This is a genomic window from Mesorhizobium sp. 131-3-5, from assembly GCF_016756575.1.
GTDB lineage: Bacteria > Pseudomonadota > Alphaproteobacteria > Rhizobiales > Rhizobiaceae > Mesorhizobium > Mesorhizobium jarvisii.
Map to the genome: position 1 here is coordinate 534,809 of NZ_AP023254.1, position 22,793 is coordinate 557,601.

At 64.4% G+C, this 22,793-nt stretch carries 19 protein-coding genes; 9 read left to right on the forward strand and 10 right to left on the reverse strand.

Annotation, left to right across the window (positions count from 1 at the left end; all coding sequences use genetic code 11):
• Positions 1–9: 9 nt before the first annotated feature.
• The 8 genes from JG747_RS02475 to JG747_RS02510 all read right to left on the reverse strand — a co-directional run bounded on the left by JG747_RS02475 (position 10) and on the right by JG747_RS02510 (position 10,387).
• On the reverse strand, positions 10–1,512 hold the full coding sequence (locus tag JG747_RS02475; RefSeq protein ID WP_244748320.1) for a sugar ABC transporter ATP-binding protein: 1,503 nt from the start codon (positions 1,510–1,512) through the stop codon (positions 10–12).
• A gap of 67 nt (positions 1,513–1,579) precedes the next feature.
• Positions 1,580–2,647 carry a substrate-binding domain-containing protein gene (locus tag JG747_RS02480; protein ID WP_019862578.1) on the reverse strand — a complete coding sequence of 356 codons (1,068 nt, stop codon included), beginning with the start codon at positions 2,645–2,647 and terminating at the stop codon, positions 1,580–1,582.
• A gap of 58 nt (positions 2,648–2,705) precedes the next feature.
• The gene (locus tag JG747_RS02485) at positions 2,706–3,770 is read right to left on the reverse strand and encodes a substrate-binding domain-containing protein (RefSeq protein WP_202361079.1); all 1,065 of its coding nucleotides are present in this window, start codon (positions 3,768–3,770) and stop codon (positions 2,706–2,708) included.
• 262 nt (positions 3,771–4,032) lie between these two features.
• On the reverse strand, positions 4,033–4,797 hold the full coding sequence (locus tag JG747_RS02490; protein WP_019862576.1) for a GntR family transcriptional regulator: 765 nt from the start codon (positions 4,795–4,797) through the stop codon (positions 4,033–4,035).
• 82 nt (positions 4,798–4,879) lie between these two features.
• Complete coding sequence (locus JG747_RS02495; protein ID WP_202361080.1) at positions 4,880–5,605, reverse strand: E3 binding domain-containing protein; 726 nt, start codon at positions 5,603–5,605, stop codon at positions 4,880–4,882.
• Entirely contained in the window at positions 5,602–6,612 is a 1,011-nt protein-coding gene (locus JG747_RS02500; RefSeq protein ID WP_202361081.1) for a C-terminal binding protein, read from the reverse strand. Before JG747_RS02500 ends, JG747_RS02495 begins: the two co-directional genes overlap by 4 nt.
• A 31-nt stretch (positions 6,613–6,643) precedes the next feature.
• Positions 6,644–9,028, reverse strand: a complete 2,385-nt coding sequence (locus JG747_RS02505) for a thiamine pyrophosphate-dependent enzyme (RefSeq protein ID WP_244748417.1) — start codon at positions 9,026–9,028, stop codon at positions 6,644–6,646.
• A gap of 138 nt (positions 9,029–9,166) precedes the next feature.
• The gene (locus JG747_RS02510; RefSeq protein WP_202361083.1) at positions 9,167–10,387 is read right to left on the reverse strand and encodes a mandelate racemase/muconate lactonizing enzyme family protein; all 1,221 of its coding nucleotides are present in this window, start codon (positions 10,385–10,387) and stop codon (positions 9,167–9,169) included.
• Between the two features lie 119 nt (positions 10,388–10,506).
• Between JG747_RS02510 and JG747_RS02515 the strand changes: the two genes are divergently transcribed.
• Genes JG747_RS02515 through JG747_RS02530 form a run of 4 tightly spaced genes read left to right on the forward strand, consistent with a single transcriptional unit; the run spans position 10,507 to position 14,335 of the window.
• Positions 10,507–11,301 (forward strand): SDR family NAD(P)-dependent oxidoreductase, encoded by a 795-nt coding sequence (locus tag JG747_RS02515; protein ID WP_019862572.1) that lies wholly within the window; start codon positions 10,507–10,509, stop codon positions 11,299–11,301.
• 4 nt (positions 11,302–11,305) lie between these two features.
• On the forward strand, positions 11,306–12,154 hold the full coding sequence (locus tag JG747_RS02520; protein ID WP_019862571.1) for a transketolase: 849 nt from the start codon (positions 11,306–11,308) through the stop codon (positions 12,152–12,154).
• The gene (locus JG747_RS02525; protein ID WP_202361084.1) at positions 12,151–13,140 is read left to right on the forward strand and encodes a transketolase family protein; all 990 of its coding nucleotides are present in this window, start codon (positions 12,151–12,153) and stop codon (positions 13,138–13,140) included. Before JG747_RS02520 ends, JG747_RS02525 begins: the two co-directional genes overlap by 4 nt.
• Positions 13,141–13,153: 13 nt before the next feature.
• The gene (locus JG747_RS02530) at positions 13,154–14,335 is read left to right on the forward strand and encodes a mandelate racemase/muconate lactonizing enzyme family protein (protein WP_038651363.1); all 1,182 of its coding nucleotides are present in this window, start codon (positions 13,154–13,156) and stop codon (positions 14,333–14,335) included.
• Positions 14,336–14,339: 4 nt separating this feature from the next.
• On the opposite strand, the gene JG747_RS02535 is transcribed toward JG747_RS02530, so the two are convergent.
• Positions 14,340–15,371: a LacI family DNA-binding transcriptional regulator gene (locus tag JG747_RS02535; RefSeq protein WP_027047628.1), complete on the reverse strand. Its 1,032-nt coding sequence runs from the start codon at positions 15,369–15,371 to the stop codon at positions 14,340–14,342.
• 244 nt (positions 15,372–15,615) lie between these two features.
• Between JG747_RS02535 and JG747_RS02540 the strand changes: the two genes are divergently transcribed.
• The 5 genes from JG747_RS02540 (at position 15,616) to JG747_RS02560 (ending at position 21,148) form a co-directional block, all read left to right on the forward strand.
• Entirely contained in the window at positions 15,616–16,626 is a 1,011-nt protein-coding gene (locus tag JG747_RS02540; RefSeq protein WP_202361085.1) for an ABC transporter permease, read from the forward strand.
• A 54-nt stretch (positions 16,627–16,680) separates the two neighbouring features.
• Positions 16,681–17,655: a sugar ABC transporter substrate-binding protein gene (locus tag JG747_RS02545; protein ID WP_202361086.1), complete on the forward strand. Its 975-nt coding sequence runs from the start codon at positions 16,681–16,683 to the stop codon at positions 17,653–17,655.
• Between the two features lie 55 nt (positions 17,656–17,710).
• Positions 17,711–19,273 (forward strand): sugar ABC transporter ATP-binding protein, encoded by a 1,563-nt coding sequence (locus JG747_RS02550; protein ID WP_202361087.1) that lies wholly within the window; start codon positions 17,711–17,713, stop codon positions 19,271–19,273.
• Positions 19,273–20,031, forward strand: coding sequence for an SDR family NAD(P)-dependent oxidoreductase (locus JG747_RS02555; RefSeq protein WP_244748321.1), 759 nt, complete (start codon positions 19,273–19,275; stop codon positions 20,029–20,031). The genes JG747_RS02550 and JG747_RS02555 overlap by 1 nt, the downstream gene beginning before the upstream one ends.
• Before the next feature lie 127 nt (positions 20,032–20,158).
• Positions 20,159–21,148, forward strand: coding sequence for a class I SAM-dependent methyltransferase (locus JG747_RS02560; RefSeq protein WP_244748322.1), 990 nt, complete (start codon positions 20,159–20,161; stop codon positions 21,146–21,148).
• Here JG747_RS02560 and JG747_RS02565 read toward each other — a convergent pair.
• Complete coding sequence (locus tag JG747_RS02565; RefSeq protein ID WP_244748323.1) at positions 21,134–22,792, reverse strand: methyltransferase domain-containing protein; 1,659 nt, start codon at positions 22,790–22,792, stop codon at positions 21,134–21,136. The genes JG747_RS02560 and JG747_RS02565 overlap by 15 nt on opposite strands.
• Position 22,793 lies beyond the last annotated feature (1 nt).

Here is a 22,793-nt window from a genome sequence, read left to right on the forward strand (position 1 = left end):
CACCATGATTCAGGCCGCCCTGGTTTCAAGCATGGCGGCGCGCAGGATTTCCTCCTCCGAAATGTGATCCCCCTCCAGCGTCGCGGCAATGCGGCCGTTGCGCATCACCAGCACGCGGTCGGCGACATGGACGAGTTCCGGCATGTCGCTGGAATGGAACAGGATCGCATAGCCCTTGGCGGCGAGGTCGCGCATCAGCTGGAAAATCTCGCCCTTGGTGCCGACATCGACGCCGCGCGTCGGATCGTAGAGCAACAGCACGCGCGCCTGCGTCAAAAGCATCTTGCCGAAGATCACCTTCTGCTGGTTGCCGCCTGACAAGGTGCCGGCAAGCTGTTCCGACGTGCCGGCCTTGATACGCAGGAAATCGACCATCTCCTTGACGAGCGCCGCTTCCTTTTGCCGGCTGAGCAAGCCGTTTTCAGTGAAGCGCTTGATGACCGACAGCGTCAAATTCTCGCGCACGCTCTTGGTCAAAAGCAGGCCCTGGCCGCGCCGGTCCTCCGGTACCAGCGCGATGCCATCCTTGCCGGTCAGCGCCTGGCGCGGATTGCCGATCGAGACCGGCTTGCCCCACAGTTCGATCGAGCCGCTTGCCTTGGTGGCGCCGAACAGCGCCTGAAACAGTTCGCGCTGGCCATGGCCTTGCAAACCGCCGACGCCGAGCACCTCGCCTTCGCGCAGCGCGAAGTCGACGCCGGAAAGCCGGCTGCCGCTCGAAACCCCCTTGACGCTCAGTGCGATGCGATCGGTCGCGGTGGCCACGCGCTCGGGATAGAGCCGGTCGAGATGCCGGCCGATCATCTGGGTAACGATCTCATTGTCGGACACCGCATTGGCCTCATGCGCGGCAACGGTGCTGCCATTGCGGAAGATGGTCAGCCGGTCGGCGATGGCGCGCACCTCGGCCATGCGGTGCGAGATGAAGATGACCAGCCGGCCTTCGGCGGCGAGCTGCCGGGTGAGCTTGAGCAGCCATTCAGCTTCCCGCGCCGGCAGCGCCGAGGTCGCCTCGTCGAGGATCAGGATGCGCGGGTCCTTGGCGAGGCCCTTGGCAATCTCGACGATCTGCCGTTCGGCCAGCGTCAGCCGCCGCAGCTCCTGGTCGGGGCGCAGCGCCGGAAAGTTGTATTTTTCCAGCAGCGCCAGCGTCTTGCGGCGCATCTCAGTGCGGTTGACGGTGCCAAGCCACGTGCGCGGCTCATGGCGAAACCAGATGTTCTGTTCGACGCTGAGATCGGGGATCAGCGACAGTTCCTGGAAGACGGCGGCGATGCCGCGTGCCTGCGCCGCATCCGGATTGGCCGGGCGATAATCCTGGCCATCAACCAGGATCGAGCCGCCCTCATGCTGCACGGCGCCCGACAGGATCTGGATGAAGGTGCTCTTGCCCGCGCCATTCTCGCCAAGCAGGGCATGCACCTCGCCGGCACGGGCGCTGAATGTCGCCTCGCTCAGCGCGACAATGCCGCCATAGCGTTTGGACAGGCCGTTGACGGTGACAAGGTCCATGCATGCGCCTTCGAAAAGCTCTCCCGACATCTTGCGATGCCGGGAGACAGGGTCGTGGTCCCGGATGTTACTTCGCCCCGGCGGCTTCCGCAGCGGTGATCTCTACCCAGTCGGGCGTGATCGGCAGCGTCAGGCCGGGCGCCTGGTCCGGGAAGGCATTTTCGCCAATGGCGATCTTGATCATCTTGGTGCCCGGATAGAGCTTGGACTCGAAGGGATCGGTGGTGACGAAATCGCCCTTGACCGAGACGGAACGCTCGGCCGGCTTCTTGCCGGTGTCGAGAATGTCGACCGCCAGCTTGATCGCTTCCGAGGAGAGGTAGGCCGGGTTGGAGCCCAGGATGCACTTGGCGCCTTGCGTCTGCGCGCAGGTGACGGCGGCGACATTGTAGGAGAAGCCGACGACCGGGACGATCGGCCGGCCGGCATCCTTCAGCGCCTGGATGGCGCCCGAGCCATAGCCTTGCGTCATGATGCCGTCGATCTTCGGATTGGCGGCGAGCAGCGCCGCGACACCCGACTGTTCCGGTCCGAGCGCATAGTTGCCGTTGTAGTAGCCGACGACCTTGATGTCGGGATATTTGGCCAGCACCTTCTCATAGCCCCCCTGCAGCTGCGCCGAGATCGGCGCGCCGGCGAGGCCGCGGTCGAGGATGATGTTGCCCTTGCCGCCGAGCTGCGTGGCCATCCACTCGGCCATGACGGAGGGGATGCGGTCCCAGTCGGAAGCGACGGCATAGGCGCAGGGTTCGGTCACCACCTGGTCGAAGGAGATGACGACGATGCCGGCGTCGCAGGCCTTCTTGATGGTCGGATTCAAGGCCGAGTCCGAACCGGCATCGACGAGGATGGCGTCCGGCTTCTGGCGGATGATGTTGTTCAGCGAGTTGATCTGCGCCTGGACGGTGTTCTCGACATTCTCGATCTTGAGGTCGACGCGGCCCTTCAGCGGCCCTTTGTTGACCGAGACGGTGGCGACGCGCTCCATCTGTTGGCGCCAGTCATTGCCGACGAAATTGTTCGAAAGATAGATGGTGTAGGGCTTCTTGTCCTCGGCGTGGCCAGTCTGCATGCCGGCAGCCATCATGGTGGCGGCAAAAGCTGCGAAGCCGATGTTACGGCTCAATGATTTCATGATTTTCTCCTCCCGTTTTTCGTTTCGCGCCCGATGCGGCGCATTGCAATTCACCAAATCAGGTTCCCGAGGCCTCCTTGGGGGTGATCTCCACCCAGCTCGGCGACACCGGCAAGGAAAGTCCCGGCGCGAGATCGGGAAATACGGTCTTGCCGAGCTCGATCTTCACCGCCGAGGAATTCGGCGCATATTTGGCATCGACCATATCCGTGGTCAGGCCGGGCGAATTGAACAGCACGGTGGTGTCGGCCGGCTTCTTGCCAGTGTCCAGTATGTCGACCGCGAGCTTGATCGCTTCGGCCGACAGCGACGGCGGATTGGCGCCGAGCCAGCATTTGGCGCCCTTGGTCTGCGCGCAAGTCACGCCGGTGCCGTTGAAGGCGGCGGCGACGATCGGCACCATCGGCCGGTCGGCATTCTGCAGCGCCTTGATGGCGCCTGTACCGTAGCCCTGCGAGAAGATGCCGTCGACTTCCGGATGCGCGGCGAGCAGGCTGGCGACGCCTTCCTGTTCGGGGCCGGCGGCATAGTTGCCGTTGAAATAGCCGACGATCTCGATGCCGGGATATTTCTTCAGCACGGCACCAAAGTTCTTCTCGAACTGTTCCGAGATCGGCGCACCGGCGAGGCCGCGATCCATGAAGACCTTGCCCTTGCCGCCGAGGATGGAAGCCATCCACTCGGCCTGGTTGTTGGCCATGATGTCGAAATCGGAATGCATCTTGTAGGCGCATTCGGCAGACACGGTCTGGTCGAAGCTGACGACGATGATACCGGCGTCGCAGGCCTTCTTGATGGTGGGATTGAGCGCCTCGGCCGACGACGCATCGATGAGGATGGCGGCCGGTTTCTGGCGGATGATGTTGTTCAGCGAATTGATCTGCGCCTGAACGGTGTTCTCGGCATTTTCGATCTTGAGGTCGACGCGACCCTTCAGCGGCCCCTTGTTGACGGCGACATTGGCGACGCGTTCCATCTGCTGGCGCCAGTCATTGCCGACGAAATTGTTCGAGAGATAGATGGTGTACGGTTTCTGGGTCGCGGTATGGCCCGGCATCGCAGCCATCGACGCTGCGAACCCGGCAAGCGCCACGAAGCAGGCGCTCAAGCTCGTTAGTTTCATGGTCTTCCTCCCTGTATTTCCTGCCCAGCCGGTGATGGACTGCGCCATCTTAGTCGGATGAAGACGACAAATTGATACCGGTACCAATCGCTGTTGTCAATTTGCCCAGACTTCCCAAAGGCTGCGTCCGCGAGCCGAATTCGCAGGAGTTCTTCTCTTGCGACGTCTCCCGTGGCCGGCACTTCAGCCTAGCTATCATGCTATTATAATTTTATGGACCTGTCTATGCGACGTCAGCAGAAAATCCCGCCTCCGGCGCGCTTCAGGACAGGTCGTTCGGTGCGTCGTAAGTGATGCTGAAGATATCGGCGGGGTGCCGGGCGACGGAGAATTCGATGCTGCGCTGGTCCGCCGACTGGTAGAGCATCTCTACCGTCAGCACCGGACTGCCGAGCGTTATGCCAAGGTCGGCGGCAACCGCCTCGTCGGCGATCTCGGCGCGCACCGTGACATGCGCCACGTCGAGCCGCAGGCCGAGATGTTGCTGCACCGAACGGAAGATCAGCACGTCCGAAAAATCCTCCCGCTTCAGGCGCGCGCCGATGTCGGGCGGGAAATAGGTGGTGATCTGCGCCTTGCGCTGTTCGCCGATCGACAGCACGCTGCGCAGGCAATAGCCGGCCTCGTCCTTGCCCATGCCGAAATGCCGCTGGAGCACGGGCGAAACCTCCTTGCGGTAGGATTTCACCGTCAGCTCGGCATCCTTGGTGAAGGCCGCCATGTCGGCGAAATTCTTGAACTTCCAGCTCAGATTGACCGAGGGGCTGCGCGCCGCGACCACGGCAGGCTTGGCCGAGCGCTTGCGGATCAGCCCGTCGGCTTCGAGATCGCGCAGCGCCTGGCGAACCGTGATCAGGCTGACGCCGAAATGCTCGGCAATGGTCGCTTCCTTCGGCAGTTCGCCGCCGACGGGGAAGGTGCCGTTGCCGATCGGTTCGCGCAGAATGTCGGCGAGCTGGCGGTAAAGCGGCCCGTTGGCGCGGCCGAGCGTGCGCCTGGGAAGACTGTCTATGGTGGGGTGGTCCATGTGCCTCGTCGCGTCTGTGTCGAAGCTTTTATAATAGCTTCCTGGGCCCGAGGCTAGGCAAGGCTGTTGACGATCAACCGTCTCAGACAAAGAGCCGAAGTGGCTGTTCGATCACCGATTTCAGGGTCGCGAGCCATGCGGCAGCGGTAGCCTCGTCAACACTTGCCGCATCTATCGTCAGCAGGCATTCAGCATGGCCGCCCGGCGTGTCGGGCGAAACGGTCAGGCGCATAGCACGGCCCGGCAGAAGCGGCGTCATCACCGGCCTGATGTCGCTCGCCGGCAGCAGCCGCAGAGATAGGGTCGCTGGCGTTTCCGTCCCATCCCGGCTGTCGGCCAATGCCGCAAGCCGCATGGCGCGCAGCGATGTCAGCGGCATCTCGGGAATCACTGCGAATACGGTTTGCCGACCCGCCAGTTCCAGCGCCACGCAAGCGCCACCTAACCTAGCTGCCTCCGGCATCTCGACAAATGCGCGACCGGCGGCACGCAGCAGCACGTCGTCGATGGCGAACACATGCCCCGAGCTCTCAAGCGCCGCCAGCAGGTCTTGCAGCGAGCCAAGGGCAACGGAGGTGGCAAAGGCGGCGATCCGGGGCGCGGTCGGGGACAGGGGCGCTGCCGCGGGGGCGACTTTTGGCGAGACGACCGGCGCGGCAACCGGAACGAAGGCCTGCACGTCGGCGGCCAGGATGCGGCCGCCCGGGCCGCTGCCGCGAAGTGTTTCGAGCGGCAGGGAACGCTCGCGCGCCAGGCGGCGGGCATAGGGCGAAACTGCCAGCCGGGTCTGCGCCGTCGCGATGTTCATTTCAGATACTCTGAATTCACGCAGTTGGTCAGCCGCCCCTCGGCGAGATAGGCGTGCACCACCTCGATCGATTTCAGCCGGAGGTCGCGCATCGACGCCGGGCTGTAGAAGGCGGCGTGCGGGGTGACGATCAGCCGATTGGCGATCCAAGGTTCTCGGGCGCGCCATGCGGTGAGCAGCGGATGGTCGAGATCGCCGGGCTCGTTCGGCAAGACGTCGAGGCCGGCGCCGGCGACGATGCCCTCGCGCATCGCCGCTTCCAGCGCGTCGAGATCGACGATCGGACCGCGCGCGGTGTTGATGAGGACAAGGCCGGGCTTGGCGGCGGCGAAGGCGGACGCGCCAAGCAGCTTGCGGGTCTCCTCGCTGAGCGGCGTGTGGACGCTTACCACATCCGCCCGCTCCATCAATTCACTGAGCGAATGGACGCGTTCGTAGCCGGTCGACAGGTCGACACCGGAGAGAAGATGCGGGTCATAGAACACCACCTTCATGTCGAAGGCGGCGGCGCGGCGCGCCGTGGCCAGCCCGATACGGCCGAGGCCGACAATGCCGAAGGTGGCGCCCTTGTGCCGGCGCACCAGCGGCGCCTTGGAAAAATGCCAGCCTCCGGCGCCATGGCCGGAAAGCTCCGCGCCATAGGCCGATGTGCCGCGCGTCAGCGCCAGCATCAGGCCGATCGCGTGATCTGCGACCTCGGTGGTGCCATAGTCCGGCACGTTGCAGGCCGGAATCTTGCGCGCACCCCAGCCTGATGTGTCGATGTTGTCGAAGCCGACGCCGGAACGCACGGCGATGCGCGCCTTGGGAAAGGCCGATGGCGCGGCCGCGACATTGTGGGTGGGCGAATAGTTGATGACGGCGTCGACCACCTCGCAGACGGCAGGATCGAGTGCGGCTGCCTTGTCGTTGGTCGAGCGGGCGAGGATGAACTCCACATCGGGATAATGCTGCCGCTCGAGTTCGGCCTCGTCGGCGGCTTGCCAGTTGGCGCAAAGGATCTTCATGCTTGCCCTTCGGATTTCCTCGGTACGATGATTATTTCTTGATGCCGCCGATGCGGCCGCCCATCGGCACCACGGCGCCGACCGGCTGATCGATGGTGTTGAGCGTCCCGCTGACCGGTGCCTCGATCTCGACCACGGCCTTGTCGGTCTCGATCTCGGCGATCAGTTCGCCTTCCTTGACCGGATCACCGACCGCCTTCAGCCATTTGACGACAGTGCCTTCGCTGACGGTGAGATCACCGAACGGCATTGTGATCGGCTCGTCGTTGCTGGGAGCGGCAGCCGCTGAAGCGGCGGGCAAAGGTTTGGCTGGAGCAGGCGTTGGTTTAGCCGGCGCAGCGCTTTTCAGGCCGACCGTGTACCAATGGTCCGGCACCGGCGGTTGGCCTGATATGACATCGCGCACGCCCTGGGCGATGCGCGCAGTGTCGACCAGCATGGCGCGCTCCAGTACCGGCGCGAAGGGATGCGAGGTCGGCGCGGTGTGCAGCCTTCCGGGCGGGGCGTCGAGTTCGTCGAAGGCGAGTTCGTTGATGGCCTGGGCGATCTCGCCGCCAAGGCCGCACATCGCCCAGGCTTCGTCGACGATGAGCAGGCGATGGGTCTTTCGCACGCTGGCGACGATGGTGTCGATGTCGAGCGGCATGATGGTGCGGGGATCGATCACCTCCGCCTCGATGCCTTCACCAGCCAGCGCCTCGGCAGCCTCCAGCGCGCGCTGCACCATCTGGCCGGCGGCAACGATGGTGATGTCGGTGCCGGCCCGCGCGATGCGCGCGACGCCGAAAGGCACGAAATGCTCGCCGACCGGCACCTCGCCCTTGGAGGCGAACAGCGCCTTGGGTTCCAGCATGATGACGGGATCGCCGGCCCTGAGCGCTGTCTTCATCAGGCCCTTGGCGTCGGCAGGGGTCGACGGCACGCAGACGATAAGGCCCGGCATATGGGCAAAGACCGGATGATAGATGCCGCTGTGATGCGGGCCGGAGCTGCGCAGCGCGCCGGCGCCGACGCGCACCACCATCGGCGCGCTCATCAGGCCGCTGGTCATGTAGCGCAGCTTGGCTGCCTGCAGGAAGATCTGGCCGGCGGTCTCAAAGGCGAAGTCGGCGAACATCAGGTCCGATACGGTGCGCGCACCGGTGGCCGAAGCGCCGACGGCGGCGGCGGTGAAACCCTGTTCGGAGATCGGCGTGTCGACCATGCGCTCGGCGCCGAATTCCTGCCAGAGGTTTTTGGTGTGTGCGAAACTGCCGCCACGCTCGCCGGTGCCCTCGCCGAAATAGAGGATCGCCGGATTGGCGCGCATTTCCTCGGCGATGCCGTCGCGCACCGCTTCGAGCCAACCTTGCGTGCGCGTCTCGCCGACGGCGCGCGGCTGTAATGCAGCCGGCGGATTGATCGGATCGGCGAAGACATGCAGGCGCACCGTCGCCGGATCGGGCTCGGGCGACTTGCGGGCGAAGGTCAGCGCCTCCTCGACCACCTTTTCGATCCGCGCCTCTATTGCCGCGAGCGCCTCGGCATCGGCGACGCCATAGTCCTCGATCAACCGCTTGCGGAACATGTCGATGGGATCGCGCTTGACCCAGGCGTCGAGTTCCTCCTGCGTGCGATAGGTGCCGATGACCGGATCGCCCTCATGGTGACCGACGGTGCGGTAGGTCTTGGCCTCGATGAGCGTCGGGCCCTTGCCGGAACGGGCGCGCTCGGTGGCCTCCTTCATCGCCTGCCAGACGGCGAAGACGTCGTTGCCGTCGACCGCGACCCCAGGCATGCCGTAGGAGGCGGCCTTGGTGGCGATCTCTGGGTTCAGCGTGACCGACTTCAACGGCGTCGCGGTGGCGTAGAGGTTGTTCTCGCAGATGAAGACCGCCGGCGCCCGCTGCACGGCAGCGAAGTTGAGCGCCTCGTGGAAGCCGCCATGGTTGGCGGCGCCGTCGCCGAAGAAGGCGACGCCGATGTCGTCGCGGCCCTGCTGGCGGGCGCTCATGCCGATGCCGACGGCATGGCCGATGCCGGCGGCGACGATGCCGTTGGTGCCGAACAGGCCGACCGAACGGTCGTAGAGATGCATGGTGCCGCCACGGCCGCCGCAAATCCCGTCAACCTTGCCGAACAGCTCGGCCATCACCCGGCCGGGATTGGCGCCCTTGGCAAGTGCGTGGCCGTGGCCGCGATGGGTCGATGTGACCCAGTCGGTTGGCCTGAGATGCGCGCAGACGCCGACGCCTGTCGCCTCCTCGCCGATATAGAGATGCAGGAAGCCTGGCGTTTCGCCCTTGCGGCAGGCGATCTGGGCGATGCTTTCGAAAAGGCGCAACAGCACCATGCGTTCGAACAGGTCGAGCAGGATTTTTGGATCGGGCAGGTTTGGAGCGCCCTTGAAATCGTCGCGTGCGCGCGCCGCAGACATTGCCACCAAAGCCTCCCTGAAATGCGTCCGACGCCGGGCGGCAGAGCGCCGGCGGCGAGCTTGTTGGCCGCTCGCTTTGGCGCATCATAGATTATAATAGCATAATGTCTACTGGCTTCGGACAAAGCCGTGCGACGGCTAGAGTCTGGTGATCCGAACGGTCGCATCGGGCCGCTGAAACAGCTCCGGCCGCAGGCTGAGACCCAGCCCCGGCCCTTCGAGCGGCGCGACGTGACCGTCCTTGACCGGCGGAATGTCGGCGACGATCTCGGTGTACCAGCCGGTGAAATAGGCGCGCACCGCCTCTTGGTAGTTGACGTTCGGCAAGGTCGCCGACAGCGCGCAGCTGGCGGCATAGACGATCGGCCCGGTGCAATCGTGCAAGGTCACCGGCAGTTCGCTGGCCTCGGCCATGTTGGCGATCTTGCGCGCCTCGGAGAGGCCGCCGCACCAGGCGAGATCGATCATGATCACGCTGGCCGCGCGCTTGTCGATCAGCTGCTTGAACATCTGCCGCGAGGCCAGCCGCTCGCTGGCGGCGATCGGGATCCAGGTATGGCGGGCAAGCTCGGCCATGGCGTCGAGCTCATTGTAGCGGATCGGCTCTTCCAGCCAGGCGACGTCATGGGCTTTCAGCGCCTCGGCAATGCGCAGCACCGGCGGCAAGGTCCACAGGCCGTGCAGCTCGACCATGATTTCCATTTCGCGGCCGACGGCGTCGCGGATTTTCTGGAAAGGCTCCAATGCCTTGTCCAGATCGGCCAGCGAAATGCGGGTGCCGTTCGACGCTTCGGCGGCGATGTCGAACGGCCATATCTTCATCGCGCCGATGCCTTCGGATTTCAGGCTCCTGGCGAGATCGCCGGCATTGTAGCGCCAGGCGAGCAGGTCCTCGTAGGGGCCTTCGTGGGAATCGCCAGGCTTGAGCGACCAGTCCTCGCCCCGCTCGAACAGGGCGTTCTTCTTCGTGGCGCGGACATGCTTGTAGCCGGCGCAGGTGTTGTAGATCGGCACGCTCTTGTGGGTGCGCCCGCCAAGCAGCCGCCAGACCGGCTCGCCAAGCGCCTGGCCATAGATATCCCACAGCGCGATGTTGACGGCGGAGTTGCCGCGCACCTCGGCGCCGGAGTCGCGCGCGCCGACATAGACGCTGCCCAGCGTGCGATCATGCAGCTCGATGTCGCGCGGATCCTTGGCCAGCAGATAGGACGCGACATTGTCGTGGATGTAGGCGGCGACCGGCCCCGGCGCCCAGAACGACTCGCCGGTGCCGATCAGGCCGGCATCGGTGTGGACGCGCAGCCAGAACAGGAAGGGAAACTCCGCCAGCTGCAGCGTTTCGAGCGCGACGACTTTCATCTTTCTTCTCCCCATTGCAGCGGACCATGCGGTCGATGGGACAATAGCACATCGCCGTTGACAGCCATTTATGGTACCGGTATCAATTCCGTCAAGATGGCCACCGGGAGGGTGTTTTCTTGCCAGCCGAAAATCACAATACGCCGCCACGAAGAACACTCGTCACCGGTGCCGCCGGCGGCCTCGGTCGCGAGGTGGCGATCCAGCTGGCGCGGCGCGGCTGTGTCGTCGCGGTCACCGACATCAATGGCGAGGGCCTGGCCGAGACCGCCAGGCAGATCGGCGAAGCCGGCGCGGAAAGCGAGAGCATCGTCAGCGACTTCACCGGGGAAGGCGCGCCGGAGGCGGCGGTGGAGAAAGTGGTGGCGCGCTGGGGCGGCATCGACATCCTCGTCAACAATGCCGGCTATGGCGTGATCGAGCCCTTCCTCGACGCCACCTTCAAGGCCTGGACGCGCACGCTGGCGCTCAATGTCACCGCATTGGCCATGGCCTGCAAGGCCGCCGGGCGGGTGATGCGCGAGCAGCGTTCGGGGCGCATCATCAACATCACCTCGCCGGGTTCGCGCATGGCGCTGCCCGACTATACCGCCTACACGGCGAGCAAGGCCGGGGTCGATTCCATCACCCGCGCCGCGGCGGTAGCGCTGGCGCCCTATGGTGTGCTGGTCAACAGCTTGGCACCGGGCATGATGGACACCGACATGCAGCGCTCGACCGAGGTCGACCTCGCCCGCGCCAATGGCCGCAGCGACCTGCAGGCCTTCCTCGACGAGCGCACCCGCCGCATCCCGCTCGGCCGCCGCGCCGAGATTGCGGAAGTCGCGGAAGCCGTCGTCTGGCTGTGCCTCGATGCGCCCAAATACATGACCGCCGAACGGCTCAACATGTCGGGCGGGCTCGACAAGGACTGATCAGATGCTGCGAAACTCCCCACCCGGCAGCGCCGATATCGGCGCGCTCGAACGCAAGGCGATACAATTGCGCCATCACATGCTGACCATGGCGCGCGGCCAGGGCCAGGGCTACATCGGCCAGGGCCTCGGCATCGCCGATGTGCTGGCCGCGCTCTACTTCCACGAACTGCGCTACGACCCGCACAATCTGGCGTGGGCCGACCGCGACCGCTTCCTGTTGTCGACCGGGCATTATTCGATCGCGCTGTGGGCAGCGCTGGCCGAGGCCGGCATCATCCCGGTCGAGGAACTTGCCACCTATGGCGCCGACAACAGCCGGCTGGAGATGTCGACGCTCGACACGACGCCCGGTGTCGAGGTCATCGGCGGCTCGCTCGGCCATGGGCTGGGACAAGGCGTCGGCCAGGCGCTGGGCCTGCGCATCGACAAATCCGAGGCGCGCGTCTTCGTCGAACTGTCCGATGGCGAAATGCAGGAAGGCTCAACCTGGGAAGCGGCGATGTCGGCCAGCCATTTCAAGCTCGACGGGCTGGTGGCGCTGGTCGACTGCAACGGCATCCAGGCCGACGGGCCTGTCGTGCTCGATATGGAGCCGGTCGCCGACAAATGGCGCGCCTTCGGCTGGCAGACATCGGAGATCGACGGCAACGACATGAAGGCGGTGGTCGGCGCACTGGCCGATGCGCGCGAGCGAAACGGCAAGCCGAAGGCGATCGTGCTGCGCACGCTGCCTGGCAAGGGCGTGCCGCGCATCGAAACCTCCGAGAAATCGCATTTCTTCCGCATCGACGTGGCGCAATGGGACGGCATCATCGCCGAGTTCGAAAAGACCGTGGGAGCAGCCCAATGAGCGGCGCGGCGACGGAGGCCGGCCGCACGCGGGCCATGGGTCAGGACGAAGCTGTTGGCGGTGGCCGGCAAAGCGTGGAGGCGCCGTTTGGCAAGGCGCTGGCGCGGCTCGGCCAGAACCGTCCCGATATTGTCGGGCTGACAGCCGACCTCGGCAAATACACCGACATCCTGCCGTTCCGCGACGCGTTCCCCGACCGCTTCTTCAATGTCGGCATGGCCGAGCAGAACCTGATCGCTGTCGCCGCCGGGCTGGCGCGTACCGGCAAGGTGCCGTTCGCCACCACCTATGGCGTGTTCGCGACAAGGCGTGCCTATGATTTCGTCGCCATCGCGCTCGCCCACTCCAACCTTAACGTCAAGATCGTCGCCGGCCTGCCGGGACTGACGACCGGCTATGGCGGCACGCATCAGGCGATCGAGGATCTGGCGCTGATGCGCATGATCCCCGGCCTGACCATCATCGACCCCTGCGACGCGACCGAGATCGAAGCGGCGACCGAGGCGATCGCCGAGCGTCACGGGCCGGTTTATATGCGGCTGCTGCGCGGCAACGTGCCTGTGGTATTTGAAGCCGGCTATCGTTTCGAAATCGGCAAGGCGCGGCAGCTTCGTAAGGGCTCCGATGTCGGCATCATCTCGACCGGCTTCATGACCGAGCGGGCGCTGGATGCGGCGGACGCGTTGCGAAAACAGGGCATCTCCGCCGGCCTGCTGCACGTGCCGACCATCAAACCGTTCGATGCCGAGGCGGTGGCCGCGTTCGCAGCCGGCGTCAGCCACATCGTCACAGCGGAAAACCATGTTGTCGTCGGCGGCCTGGCCAGCCTCGTTGTCGAGACCTTGTTCGACGCCGGCATAGCGAAGAAAGTCACCCGCATCGGCTTGCCCGACCGCTACATCGAATGCGGCGCGGTGCCGACCCTGCAAGCGAAATACGGCCTGACATCAGAGGCTGTCGTCGCCGCGATCATAGCCCTGGGTTAGGACACCACCGCGCATGAAAATCACCGAAATCGAGACCTTTGCCGTCGGCGCCGGCTGGAAGAACTGGCTGTTCGTCAAGGTCCATACCGACAAGGGCATCCATGGGATCGGCGAAGGCACGCTGAACGGCTTCATCAAGACCACCGAAGCGGGCGTGCACGAGCTCAAGCATCTCGCCATCGGCCAGGATCCGCGCCGCATCAATGCGCTGGCCAGGCGCATGCTGGATAGTGTCTCGCTCGACGGCGGCCACATCCATCGCACGGTGATCGCGGCGATCGAGGTTGCCTGCTGGGACATTCTGGGCAAAAGCCTCGGCGTGCCGATCCACCAGTTGCTCGGCGGGCAGGTGCGCGACAGCGTGCTCGGCTACGCCAATGGCTGGTACCGCACCGAACGCACGCCGGAGGCCTTCCTCGAGGCCGCCAAGGCGGTTCTGACCAAGGGGTTCAAGGCGTTCAAGCTCGACCCGTTCGGCACAGCGCAAGGTTTTATCTCGCGCGAGGAATTGGAGCTTTCCTACGCGATCTGCCGAAAATTGCGAGATGAACTGCCTCGGGATACGCTGATCCTGATCGACGTGCATGCGCGTTTCACCGAGATCGCCGCCCTGCAGGCAGCGCAGAAATTCGCCGATCTCGACATCTTCTGGTGGGAGGAGCCGACCTCGCGCGACCGGCAAGAGACGGTGCACGAAGTGGCGCATCGCTCACCGATCCCCGTGGCGACCGGCGAAATGTATGACACGGTCGGGCAGTTCTACACGCTGGCCGCAGGCGGGGGCGTCAACATCTTCCAGCCCGAACCGATGTCGCTCGGCGGTATCGCGCCGTCCATGCAGGTGGCCAACCTCGCGCTTGCCCATGGCAGCCACATCGCCCCGCACCAGAGCGGCGGCCCGGTGGCGACGGCGGTGTGCCTGCAGCTGGCGGCCGCGGTGCCGAACTTCCTCATCCAGGAGCACTTCGACGCTTTCAACGACCCGTGGACGCGCGATCTCGTGACCTGGCACCCGACCGTCGATCCGGACAATGGCCATCTGTCACTGCCCGACGCGCCAGGCCTTGGCATCGATCTCAACATCGAGGCTATCAAGAGCCACCCTTACGATCCCAACGCCTATCTCAACGTCCATGCGGAAGGATGGGAAAAACGGCTCGGGCGGCGGGAAGACGCGGGGCAGCGTGCTTTCTAATCCGTCACGCGCTTTCGCGATCGACGATCTCGAAGCCGAGGCTGGTGATGGTCGGCACCTTGGTGTCGCCGCCGAGCCGTGCCAGCAATTGCCGCACCGCACGGCGGCCCATCTCGTAGCGGTTGACCTTCACCGTGGTCAGCGGCGGATAGAGCTGCGCGGCGAGATCCATGTCGCCATAGCCGGCGATGGCGATCCTGCCCGGCACCGCCCAGCGCCGGCGGTGGCATTCCTGCACGGCGCCGACCGCGAGCGTGTCGCTGGAAAAGAAGATGGCATCGATATCCCGGTGGCGGGAGGTCAGCGTCACCAGCGCCTCGGCACCGCCCTGCGCGGTGATCGGCACTTCGACCTCCATATCGGCATGGTTCTTGATGCCGAGTTCCGTCAGGGCGGCGTGGTAACCGGTGCGGCGCTGCCGCAGGCGGTCATTGCCGTGGATCGGCGTCGAAACGAAGCCGATGCGCTTGTAGCCCTTGGCCGCCAGATGCATGGTCATGGCATAGGCGGTCTCGAAGTTGGAGACGCCGACCACCATGTCGATCGGCTTGCGGCCCTTGATTTCGGAAATTTCGACCACCGGGGCGCCGCTGCTCTTCAGCAAGGCGCGCGCGGTCTCGCTTTGCACGAAGCTCTGCAGGATCATGCCGACCGGGCGCCAGCCGAGCAGGTTGCGGATCGACTTCTCCTCGGCCTCCTGCGTGAACTCGCCTTGCACCAGGAGCATCGAGTAGCCGCTCTCATGGCATTCGTCGGACATGCCTTGCACCTGTTCGGCAATGCCCGAATTGATCAGCGGCGGCACGACAGTGCCGATCATGCGGCCATTGCCGCGCATGCTGGACGCAAGCCGGTTGGGTACGAAGCCGGCCTGCTCGATGGCTTCCAGCACTTTGGCCCGCGTTTCCGGCGAGACCATGTCGGGATTGGACAGCGCGCGCGACACCGTCATCGGCGCCACACCGACACGCTTGGCGATCTCGCGAACGCCGAGGCGTTGCGGCTTCTTTTCGCCCGCCGGCGGCTTGTCGACCATCACCATGCTCCAAGAAAGCGCTATCCACCAAGGCAATGTCCTGCGGATCACGCCGAAACGTCCATTCATAGCGGTTGCCGAGAGTGCTTTCCAGCGATGGACCCAGCTATGCACCGCCAGAAAATTTCAGCGTTGACAAGTTATAATATTATAATCTTAATGGCCGAGAGGAGCGCGCCAGGATCGGCGCGGGCGCATGGGGCCGGCCGCAAGAGCGGCAACGGTCGCTGCCAGGGAGGTCGGGATGAACAGCGCGGCTGAGGTGAGCGCGCCGCCAAGGGACGCGCGATCGTTCCGGCGGCGACTGATCGGCTTGATTGCCGTCGGTGAGGTCGGCGTGCTGGCGGCCATGGCTTTGCTGATCGCCTTCTTCTGGCTGCTCGAGCCGGCCTTCCTGTCGGAGCGCAACATCCGCGCCATTCTCAACGTCGTCTCCTTTGTCGGCATCATCGCCATCGGCCAGACCATTCTGCTGGTCGCCGGCGAGTTCGACCTGTCGGTCGGTTCGGTGGCCGGACTGTCGGCCGTAGTCGCCGCCAAGCTGATGACCGCGGCCGCCCTGCCGGTGAGCGTCGGCATTCTCGGCGGCATCGGCGTCGGCGCGCTGATCGGCCTCCTCAACGGCTTGATCGTCGTCAGGCTGGGCATCCCCGCCTTCATCCAGACGCTCGGCATGCTGTTCATCGGCCAGGGCCTGATCCAGGTGGTGACGGGCGGCTATCCGGTCTATCCGCTGCCCGAGGCGATCAACACCATTGGCGGCACCGATCTCGCCTTCGGTCTCGGCTGGAGCTTTGCCTTCTTCATCGTCGCCGCCCTCTTTGCCGACTTCGTGCTGCGGCGCACCGTGCTCGGGCGCAACATGTATGCCACCGGCGGCAACAAGGAAGTGGCGCATCTCGTCGGCATCAACACCAGCGCCTACAAGATCGGCGCCTTCATCACCGTCGGCGCGCTGTCGGCGATCGCCGGCATGTTCGTCATGGCCGATCTCGGCAGCGGCGGCACTTCGATCGGCAGCGGCTGGGAACTGACCGTCATCGCTGGCGTCGTGGTCGGCGGCGTCAGCCTGTTCGGCGGCGCCGGCACGGTGGCCGGCGGCGTCGTCGGCATCCTGATGCTGAAAGTGGTGCAGAGCGGCCTCGTCGTCATCGGCGTCAACTCCAACTGGCAGCAGATCGCGGTTGGCGTGATCATGGTCATGGCTGTCGGCCTCGACATAGTGCGCCGCCGCTACTTCATCGCCGGCGCCTGAGAGGCCGCGGATATTGCGCCGGCAAAAATGCCGGCGAACCAAGGGAGGTAAGGCATGAAAACCCATTTGAAAAAGCGGCTGATCCGAACCGCATTGGTGGCAGCGGCACTCGCCACCTCGCTCGGCTCGGTGAGCCTGGCCCGGGCGGCGGACATCCACCTGCTCTGGGTGCAGGCGATGAAGGATCACCCGGTGCACCGGCTGATGCAGGCGGGCTTCCTCAACAAGTGCAAGGAACTTGGCTACACCTGCGAGGTGGTCGGCGACCCGAGCGCCACCAACTGGGATATTCCGGCGACCTTGCCGCTTGCCGAGGCCGCCCTTGCCCGCACCAAATACGACGCGATCGGCGTCTACGGTCCCGATCCGGCCATCTATTCCTACATCTCGAAGCTGGCCAAGGAAGGTTTCCCGATCGTCACCTGGCACGTCCTGCCGCCCGAAGGGACCGTCAACGGCCTGAAAGCGGCAACGGGAGAGAACATCGCCGAAGCGGGAACCAATGCCGCGATCGCGATCGGCGACAAGCTCGGCGGCAAGGGCACCGTAGCGTTGACGCAGGGCGCTTCCAACGACACCGAAAACGCCATGTCGGATGCCTTCCGCAAGACCATCGCGGCGAAATATCCAGGCATCAAGGTGCTCGACACGCAGATGGAAGGCTTTGAGCCGTCGGCGGCCGAGGCAAAGGCGGTGGCGATCCTGCAGGGCAATCCCGATGTGACCGCCGCCTTCGGCACCACCGGCAACAGCATCCAGACTTGGTCGGGCGCCGCCCGCAAGGCCGGACGCGACGTCGTCATCGTCGGCATGGACTATATCAGGCAGAATCTCGATCTGGTGAAATCCGGCGCCGCCTACGGCATCGTCGCGCAGCCGCTCTATGAAGAGAGCGCCAAGGTCGCCGAATTGCTCGGTAATCTCGCCCAGGGCAAGACCGTGCCTTACAGCAATCCGCTGCCGGCAAAGGTGATCACCGCAGCTGATCTCGATCCCTATTACAAGATGCTGGACAGCGCCGGCCAGTAACACCTGCCGCCGGGCCCGCGCCTTTCAGGCCCGGCGCTTTCCGAAGGGATGCGTCTTGTCAATCACCACCCAAGCGCCGCTGTTTTCGGCCACCGCCATCGCCAAGAATTTCGGCGGCGTGCAGGCGCTGCGCGGCGTCGATTTCGATGTCGTGGCCGGCGAGATCCACGCCTTGCTTGGCCAGAACGGCGCCGGCAAGTCGACGTTGGTCAAGATCCTCAACGGCGTGCATCCGGCCGGTTCCTACACCGGCACGATCCAGCTCGACGGCCGGCCCATCAGCTTCGCTTCGCCGGCCGATGCGCGATCGAACGGCGTCGGTTACGTGCCGCAGGAAATCGAGGTGCTCGAACAGCTGTCGGTCGCCGAGAATGTCTTTGCCGGCCGCACCGGGCTGGGCACCGGCATGCTGGTTTATCAGCGCAAGCTCGAGCAGCGGGCCGGCGAAATCTTTGCCGACCTCGGCATCGACATCAACCCCAGGGCCTATGTCGCGTCGCTGACCTCGGCGCAGCGTCATCTGGTGATGATTGCGCGTGCCATCGTCACGAAGCCACGCGTGCTGATGCTGGACGAGCCGACGGCCTCGCTCTCCGGCACCGAGGTCGATGCGCTGTTCGCCGTGCTGCGCCGCCTGAAGGCGCAAGGCGTGGCGATGATCTACATCACCCACCGCCTGCCCGAGGTGCTCGCCATCTGCGACCGCGCCACGGTGCTGCGCGACGGGCAGGTGGCGGTACGGATCGCGCGCGAGGACTTCGATGCCGAGACCTTCATCTTCTCGATGTCGGGTCAAAGGCTGCAGCGGCTGTTTCCTGAACATGCAGCACCCGTCGGCGCGCCGACGGCGCTGGAGGTGCGCCATCTCACAGTCGCCGGCCACAGCGGCGCGGTCCATGGCGCCAGGGATATCAACCTGTCCGTGGCGGCGGGCGAAATCGTCGGGCTGGCCGGGCTGCTGGGCTCGGGCCGCAGCGAGATCCTGCACGGCATCTATGGCCGCGTCGCGGCCGAGGGCGAAGTCCGTGTCGCCGGCCAGACCGTGTCTATCAAATCGCCCAGGGATGCCCGCGCGGCCGGCATTGCGCTCTTGACCGAAGATCGCAAACGCGACGGCCTGCTGTTCAACCTGCCGGTCGGCGCCAACATCACCATCGGCAATCTCGCGCCTCTGTCGCGTCACGGCATGGTGCGCGGCGGACTGGAGCGGAGCTCCATCCTCACCGCCATGCGCGCGCTCAACGTCAAGGCGTCGTCGCCGCAGGCCGTGGTCACCCATCTGTCGGGCGGCAATCAGCAGAAGCTGTTGTTCGCCCGTGTGCTGATGCGGGCACCGAAAGTGCTGCTGCTCGACGAGCCGACCAAGGGCGTCGACGCGGCGACCCGGCACGAAATCTACCGGCTGGTGGTTGAACTCGCCGAGAAGGGCGTGGCTTTGCTGATCGTCGCTTCCGAACTGGAAGAGCTGATTGGCCTTTGCGATCGCTGCCTCGTGGTCGCCGACGGGCGCATCGTCGACGAATTTGGCCGTGGCGAAGGCGGCGAGGACCGCGTGCTGCGCTCGGTGACCGCGGCGCAAGCGGAACGCCACGCTGTGGCTGCACAGGTTTCAGCATGATGTTCGCCGGCAAACGTGTTTTCGTCACGGGTGCTGCGACCGGCATTGGCCGGGCGACCGCGGAGTACCTCGCCGACGAGGGTGCCAGGGTTTTCGGCGCCGGACTGGACGGCGCGGAGGGCAAGGCCCTTGCCGGCCGCTATGGCGAAAGCCAGTTGATCTTCCGCGAGTGCGATCTCACCCGCGAAGCGGAGGTTCAGTCGGCAGCGACGGCAATCACCAAACGGCTTGGCGGGCTCGACGCCGTCGTCAACTGCGCCGGCATCTACCCCACCGGCAAGCGGCTTGAAGACGTTTCCGACGCGGAGTGGGAAAAAACCATCGCCGTCAACCTCACAGCCATTTTCCGGGTCTGCCGCGCGACCTTGCCGCTGCTGCGCGCGGCCGGCGGCGGCTCGATCGTCAACATCGCGTCCGTCCACGCCGATGCCACGGTTCCCGGCGTGCCCGCCTATGCCGCGACGAAGGCGGCGGTCGTCGGCCTGTCGCGGCAGATGGCGCTCGACTATGCCGTCGACCGCATCCGCGTCAACGCCGTGCTGGTCGGCTCGGTCGCCACCCGCATGACGCTGGACGGGCTGGAAGCGGCCGGCGGCGCCGAAGCGCTGGGCCTGTCCTTCGAGCCCAACAGGATTGCCCGCATCGCCAACCCTTCCGAGGTCGCCACGGCAATAGGCTTCCTGATGTCGGACGCCGCGTCCTTCGTCACCGGCAGCGCCATGCAGGTGGATGGCGGCCTGCTGGCGCGGCTTCTCTAAGCCTAAACGCAATCGGCTGGTTGACTGAAGATCCGATTATCCTGCCCCTTCAGTTTGCCGCGCACAGGCGCTACCCTGCCAGGGCACGGAATTCCGCAGCCATGGCTGTAGCGGGGGGCAAGCCACCATGAACATGGACTCGACCATTGCTGGTCCGACACCACATTTGACCGCCCCGGCCATCGGTAGCGAGCTTGTTTGCATCGTCGATCGCAGTTCGTGTTTCCATGGCGCGATTCACGTTTCAGGATTCACGTTTTCCGCAAAATCCCCTGTCGTTGGGGTCGCCTTGCTTCTGCCGGATGGCCGCACAGTCGCCCTGTCGCAAACTGGCCTTCCCAGTGCGGATTTGAGTCGTCTCTATGGGCGACTTGCGGCCTCGTGCCGATTTGATGAGCGGGTCTTTACGGGGCTGGACAACGCTCAGATGCTGGATGTGAAACTCGAAATAAGATTGGCGGACGGGTCGAAGGAAGTGCGCCCGCTTGCGGCGGCAGATCCGAACGATCCGATACTGCCCCTGGTAAACAGATTCTTTGCCGAGTTGCGGTCACGTTCCGGCGGTCATTTGCTGGAGATCGGTTCGCGCAACCGGACCGGTGCAATGTGGCGCAACAGCCTACCGCCGGGCTGGGTCTACACCGGTTTCGATATTCTGGACGGCGAGAACGTCGACATCGTTGGAGACGCCCATGAGGCCAGCCGCTTTCTGCCTCGCAAAACCTATGACGCCGTCATGTCATTTGCGGTGTTCGAGCACCTCCTGATGCCCTGGAAGGCCGCGATCGAAATGAACCGGGTTCTCAAGACAGGCGCTCTGGGGATTATCCTGGCGCCGCAGACATGGGCTCTGCACGAAGAGCCGTGCGACTATTTTCGGTTTTCGAGTCACTCCTGGAAGGCCTTGCTCAACAGATCGACCGGGTTTGAAATCATCGAAGCCATCGATGGTGTGCGGGCATACATCGTGGCCCGAGTGCACAACATATCGACGCATTTTGGCGAGATGCACACCGGAGCGTTGATGTCGGCCGTCCTGTTTCGCAAGACAGGTGAAACAAAATTGGATTGGCCGGTCTCGCTTTCCGACGTTGCCGAAGATCTATACCCTTTTTAGATCCTTTTTAGCGGTTGGCAGGGGCCGTGGTTCTTTACGCGTAGCCTTGGGGCTGCGCGTCGCCAGGATCGACAGCGACGGACCATGCTCGTTGTCCGGTGTCTCGTGTGCGACCGCCAGATCGTCGAACCCCAGTTTGGCCAGACCCCACAGCAGATCGTCGCGATGTATCCAGCGCGGTACCGGGTCCATGCCTCCGCAAAATGTCGATGCGCCAAGCGGTCCGTAGGGGCGCGGATAAAGCGTCACCGTTCGGCCGTGCCAGTCGCGTTGCTCTGGCGCTCCAAGCGCCGCGCGCCGCCGGTCGCCGGCCGGCATCGCATTGTCGTCGACGACGTGAGTCCACAAAAACAGGCGATCGGTTCGGTCCGCCAACAAGTCCAGCACGTGCAGCGGGTCCGTCATATGATAGAGAACACCGCTGGCTACGATCAGCGGCCAATGCTTTGTTTCACTCTCCAGGAAGGGCACAAAATTGCCGAGCCGAAAGCTCGCGTCGCGCAAGCCAAGGATTTCCTTCGCGACCAGACAGCGAAGAAAGGCATCGCGATTGGCCTCGATGGCCAGAACCGACCCTGCACCTTGGGACAACAAAGTTGCGGTATGCGCCGCCTCCAAGGGACCTAGTTCGAGGACTTGCTTCCCGTTGAGCCAGCCACCCAGTTTCTCCGCGAGCCAAAGTATGCGTGGGTCCTCGTGCAGATGGGATGTGCCCGCCTGCAAGCCTTGCGCTGCCGGGAACGCGGTGACCCATTGGCCCTTGAATGCATCAATCGCATTTTGGGCTGACGGCGCTGATCCGATGTGCACGGGAGGATCGACAACGGCCGCAGCGATGTGTTCAGGCCCGGCTTCGTTGATCGCGTCGAGCGCCAGGGCCAGTCTGTCGGGACTATGCGTCGCCGGATTGGCGGACATCACCGCAAAGAACTCGCATCCTACAGTCGGGTAAAATTGCTCTTCACGAAGTCCCAGGACTCCTGCTGCGTGCAAATCCGCCATGGCCAGGCGGAAACTGGACGGCGTGAAGACCCAGGCGTGACAGTCGACATAGTCGTCTCCTTGCCTGGTTGCCATCGCGTAGCCTGCTTGAGGCGTTCCGGCGAAAGCATACTCTCCCTTGAACCCTTCCAGCCAGACCTGCACACCTCCGCGCGTTCCATGCGATGCATGGTGATCGAACATGGCCGCCGTGCCATGCCTTTTTTGCCCTGCCATATAGGCGGCCAACAGATGGCCCGCGGTACAACTGGGCCGCAGATAATCGAAGGTGTATCGACGATCCGGAATCAGGAGATACACCCGCCCACCCGGCTTGAGTGCCCGTTCGCAGCGTTGGAGGAAATGAACAGGGTCCGTGAGATGCTCAAAGACGTGACTGGCCACTATGAAGTCGAAGCCCTTGCCAGTCAGGTCGAGTTGTCTGAATTCGCCTCCATCGTCGATGGCATCTACCGTTTCAAGCCGTGAAACGTCGACGCCGATCGCAGCGTATTTCGAGCGCAATCCGTCGGCATCGGTGTGATCGACAACGAGCGTTTTGTAACCTTCGGCCTTGGGCAATATGGGCGAGTATGAAGCGCCAATCTCGATGCCGCGTCCATTCTTGCCGATTGCAGTTCGGATAGTCTTTCGGAAGTCCAAG

Coding starts and splice junctions, on each gene's coding strand:
- JG747_RS02475 (WP_244748320.1), bottom strand. CDS start 1,512: ATGGACCTTGTCACCGTCAACGGCCTGTCCAAACGCTATGGCGGCATT.
- JG747_RS02480 (WP_019862578.1), bottom strand. CDS start 2,647: ATGAAATCATTGAGCCGTAACATCGGCTTCGCAGCTTTTGCCGCCACC.
- JG747_RS02485 (WP_202361079.1), bottom strand. CDS start 3,770: ATGAAACTAACGAGCTTGAGCGCCTGCTTCGTGGCGCTTGCCGGGTTC.
- JG747_RS02490 (WP_019862576.1), bottom strand. CDS start 4,797: ATGGACCACCCCACCATAGACAGTCTTCCCAGGCGCACGCTCGGCCGC.
- JG747_RS02495 (WP_202361080.1), bottom strand. CDS start 5,605: ATGAACATCGCGACGGCGCAGACCCGGCTGGCAGTTTCGCCCTATGCC.
- JG747_RS02500 (WP_202361081.1), bottom strand. CDS start 6,612: ATGAAGATCCTTTGCGCCAACTGGCAAGCCGCCGACGAGGCCGAACTC.
- JG747_RS02505 (WP_244748417.1), bottom strand. CDS start 9,028: ATGTCTGCGGCGCGCGCACGCGACGATTTCAAGGGCGCTCCAAACCTG.
- JG747_RS02510 (WP_202361083.1), bottom strand. CDS start 10,387: ATGAAAGTCGTCGCGCTCGAAACGCTGCAGCTGGCGGAGTTTCCCTTC.
- JG747_RS02520 (WP_019862571.1), top strand. CDS start 11,306: ATGCTGCGAAACTCCCCACCCGGCAGCGCCGATATCGGCGCGCTCGAA.
- JG747_RS02525 (WP_202361084.1), top strand. CDS start 12,151: ATGAGCGGCGCGGCGACGGAGGCCGGCCGCACGCGGGCCATGGGTCAG.
- JG747_RS02530 (WP_038651363.1), top strand. CDS start 13,154: ATGAAAATCACCGAAATCGAGACCTTTGCCGTCGGCGCCGGCTGGAAG.
- JG747_RS02535 (WP_027047628.1), bottom strand. CDS start 15,371: ATGGTCGACAAGCCGCCGGCGGGCGAAAAGAAGCCGCAACGCCTCGGC.
- JG747_RS02540 (WP_202361085.1), top strand. CDS start 15,616: ATGAACAGCGCGGCTGAGGTGAGCGCGCCGCCAAGGGACGCGCGATCG.
- JG747_RS02545 (WP_202361086.1), top strand. CDS start 16,681: ATGAAAACCCATTTGAAAAAGCGGCTGATCCGAACCGCATTGGTGGCA.
- JG747_RS02555 (WP_244748321.1), top strand. CDS start 19,273: ATGTTCGCCGGCAAACGTGTTTTCGTCACGGGTGCTGCGACCGGCATT.
- JG747_RS02560 (WP_244748322.1), top strand. CDS start 20,159: ATGAACATGGACTCGACCATTGCTGGTCCGACACCACATTTGACCGCC.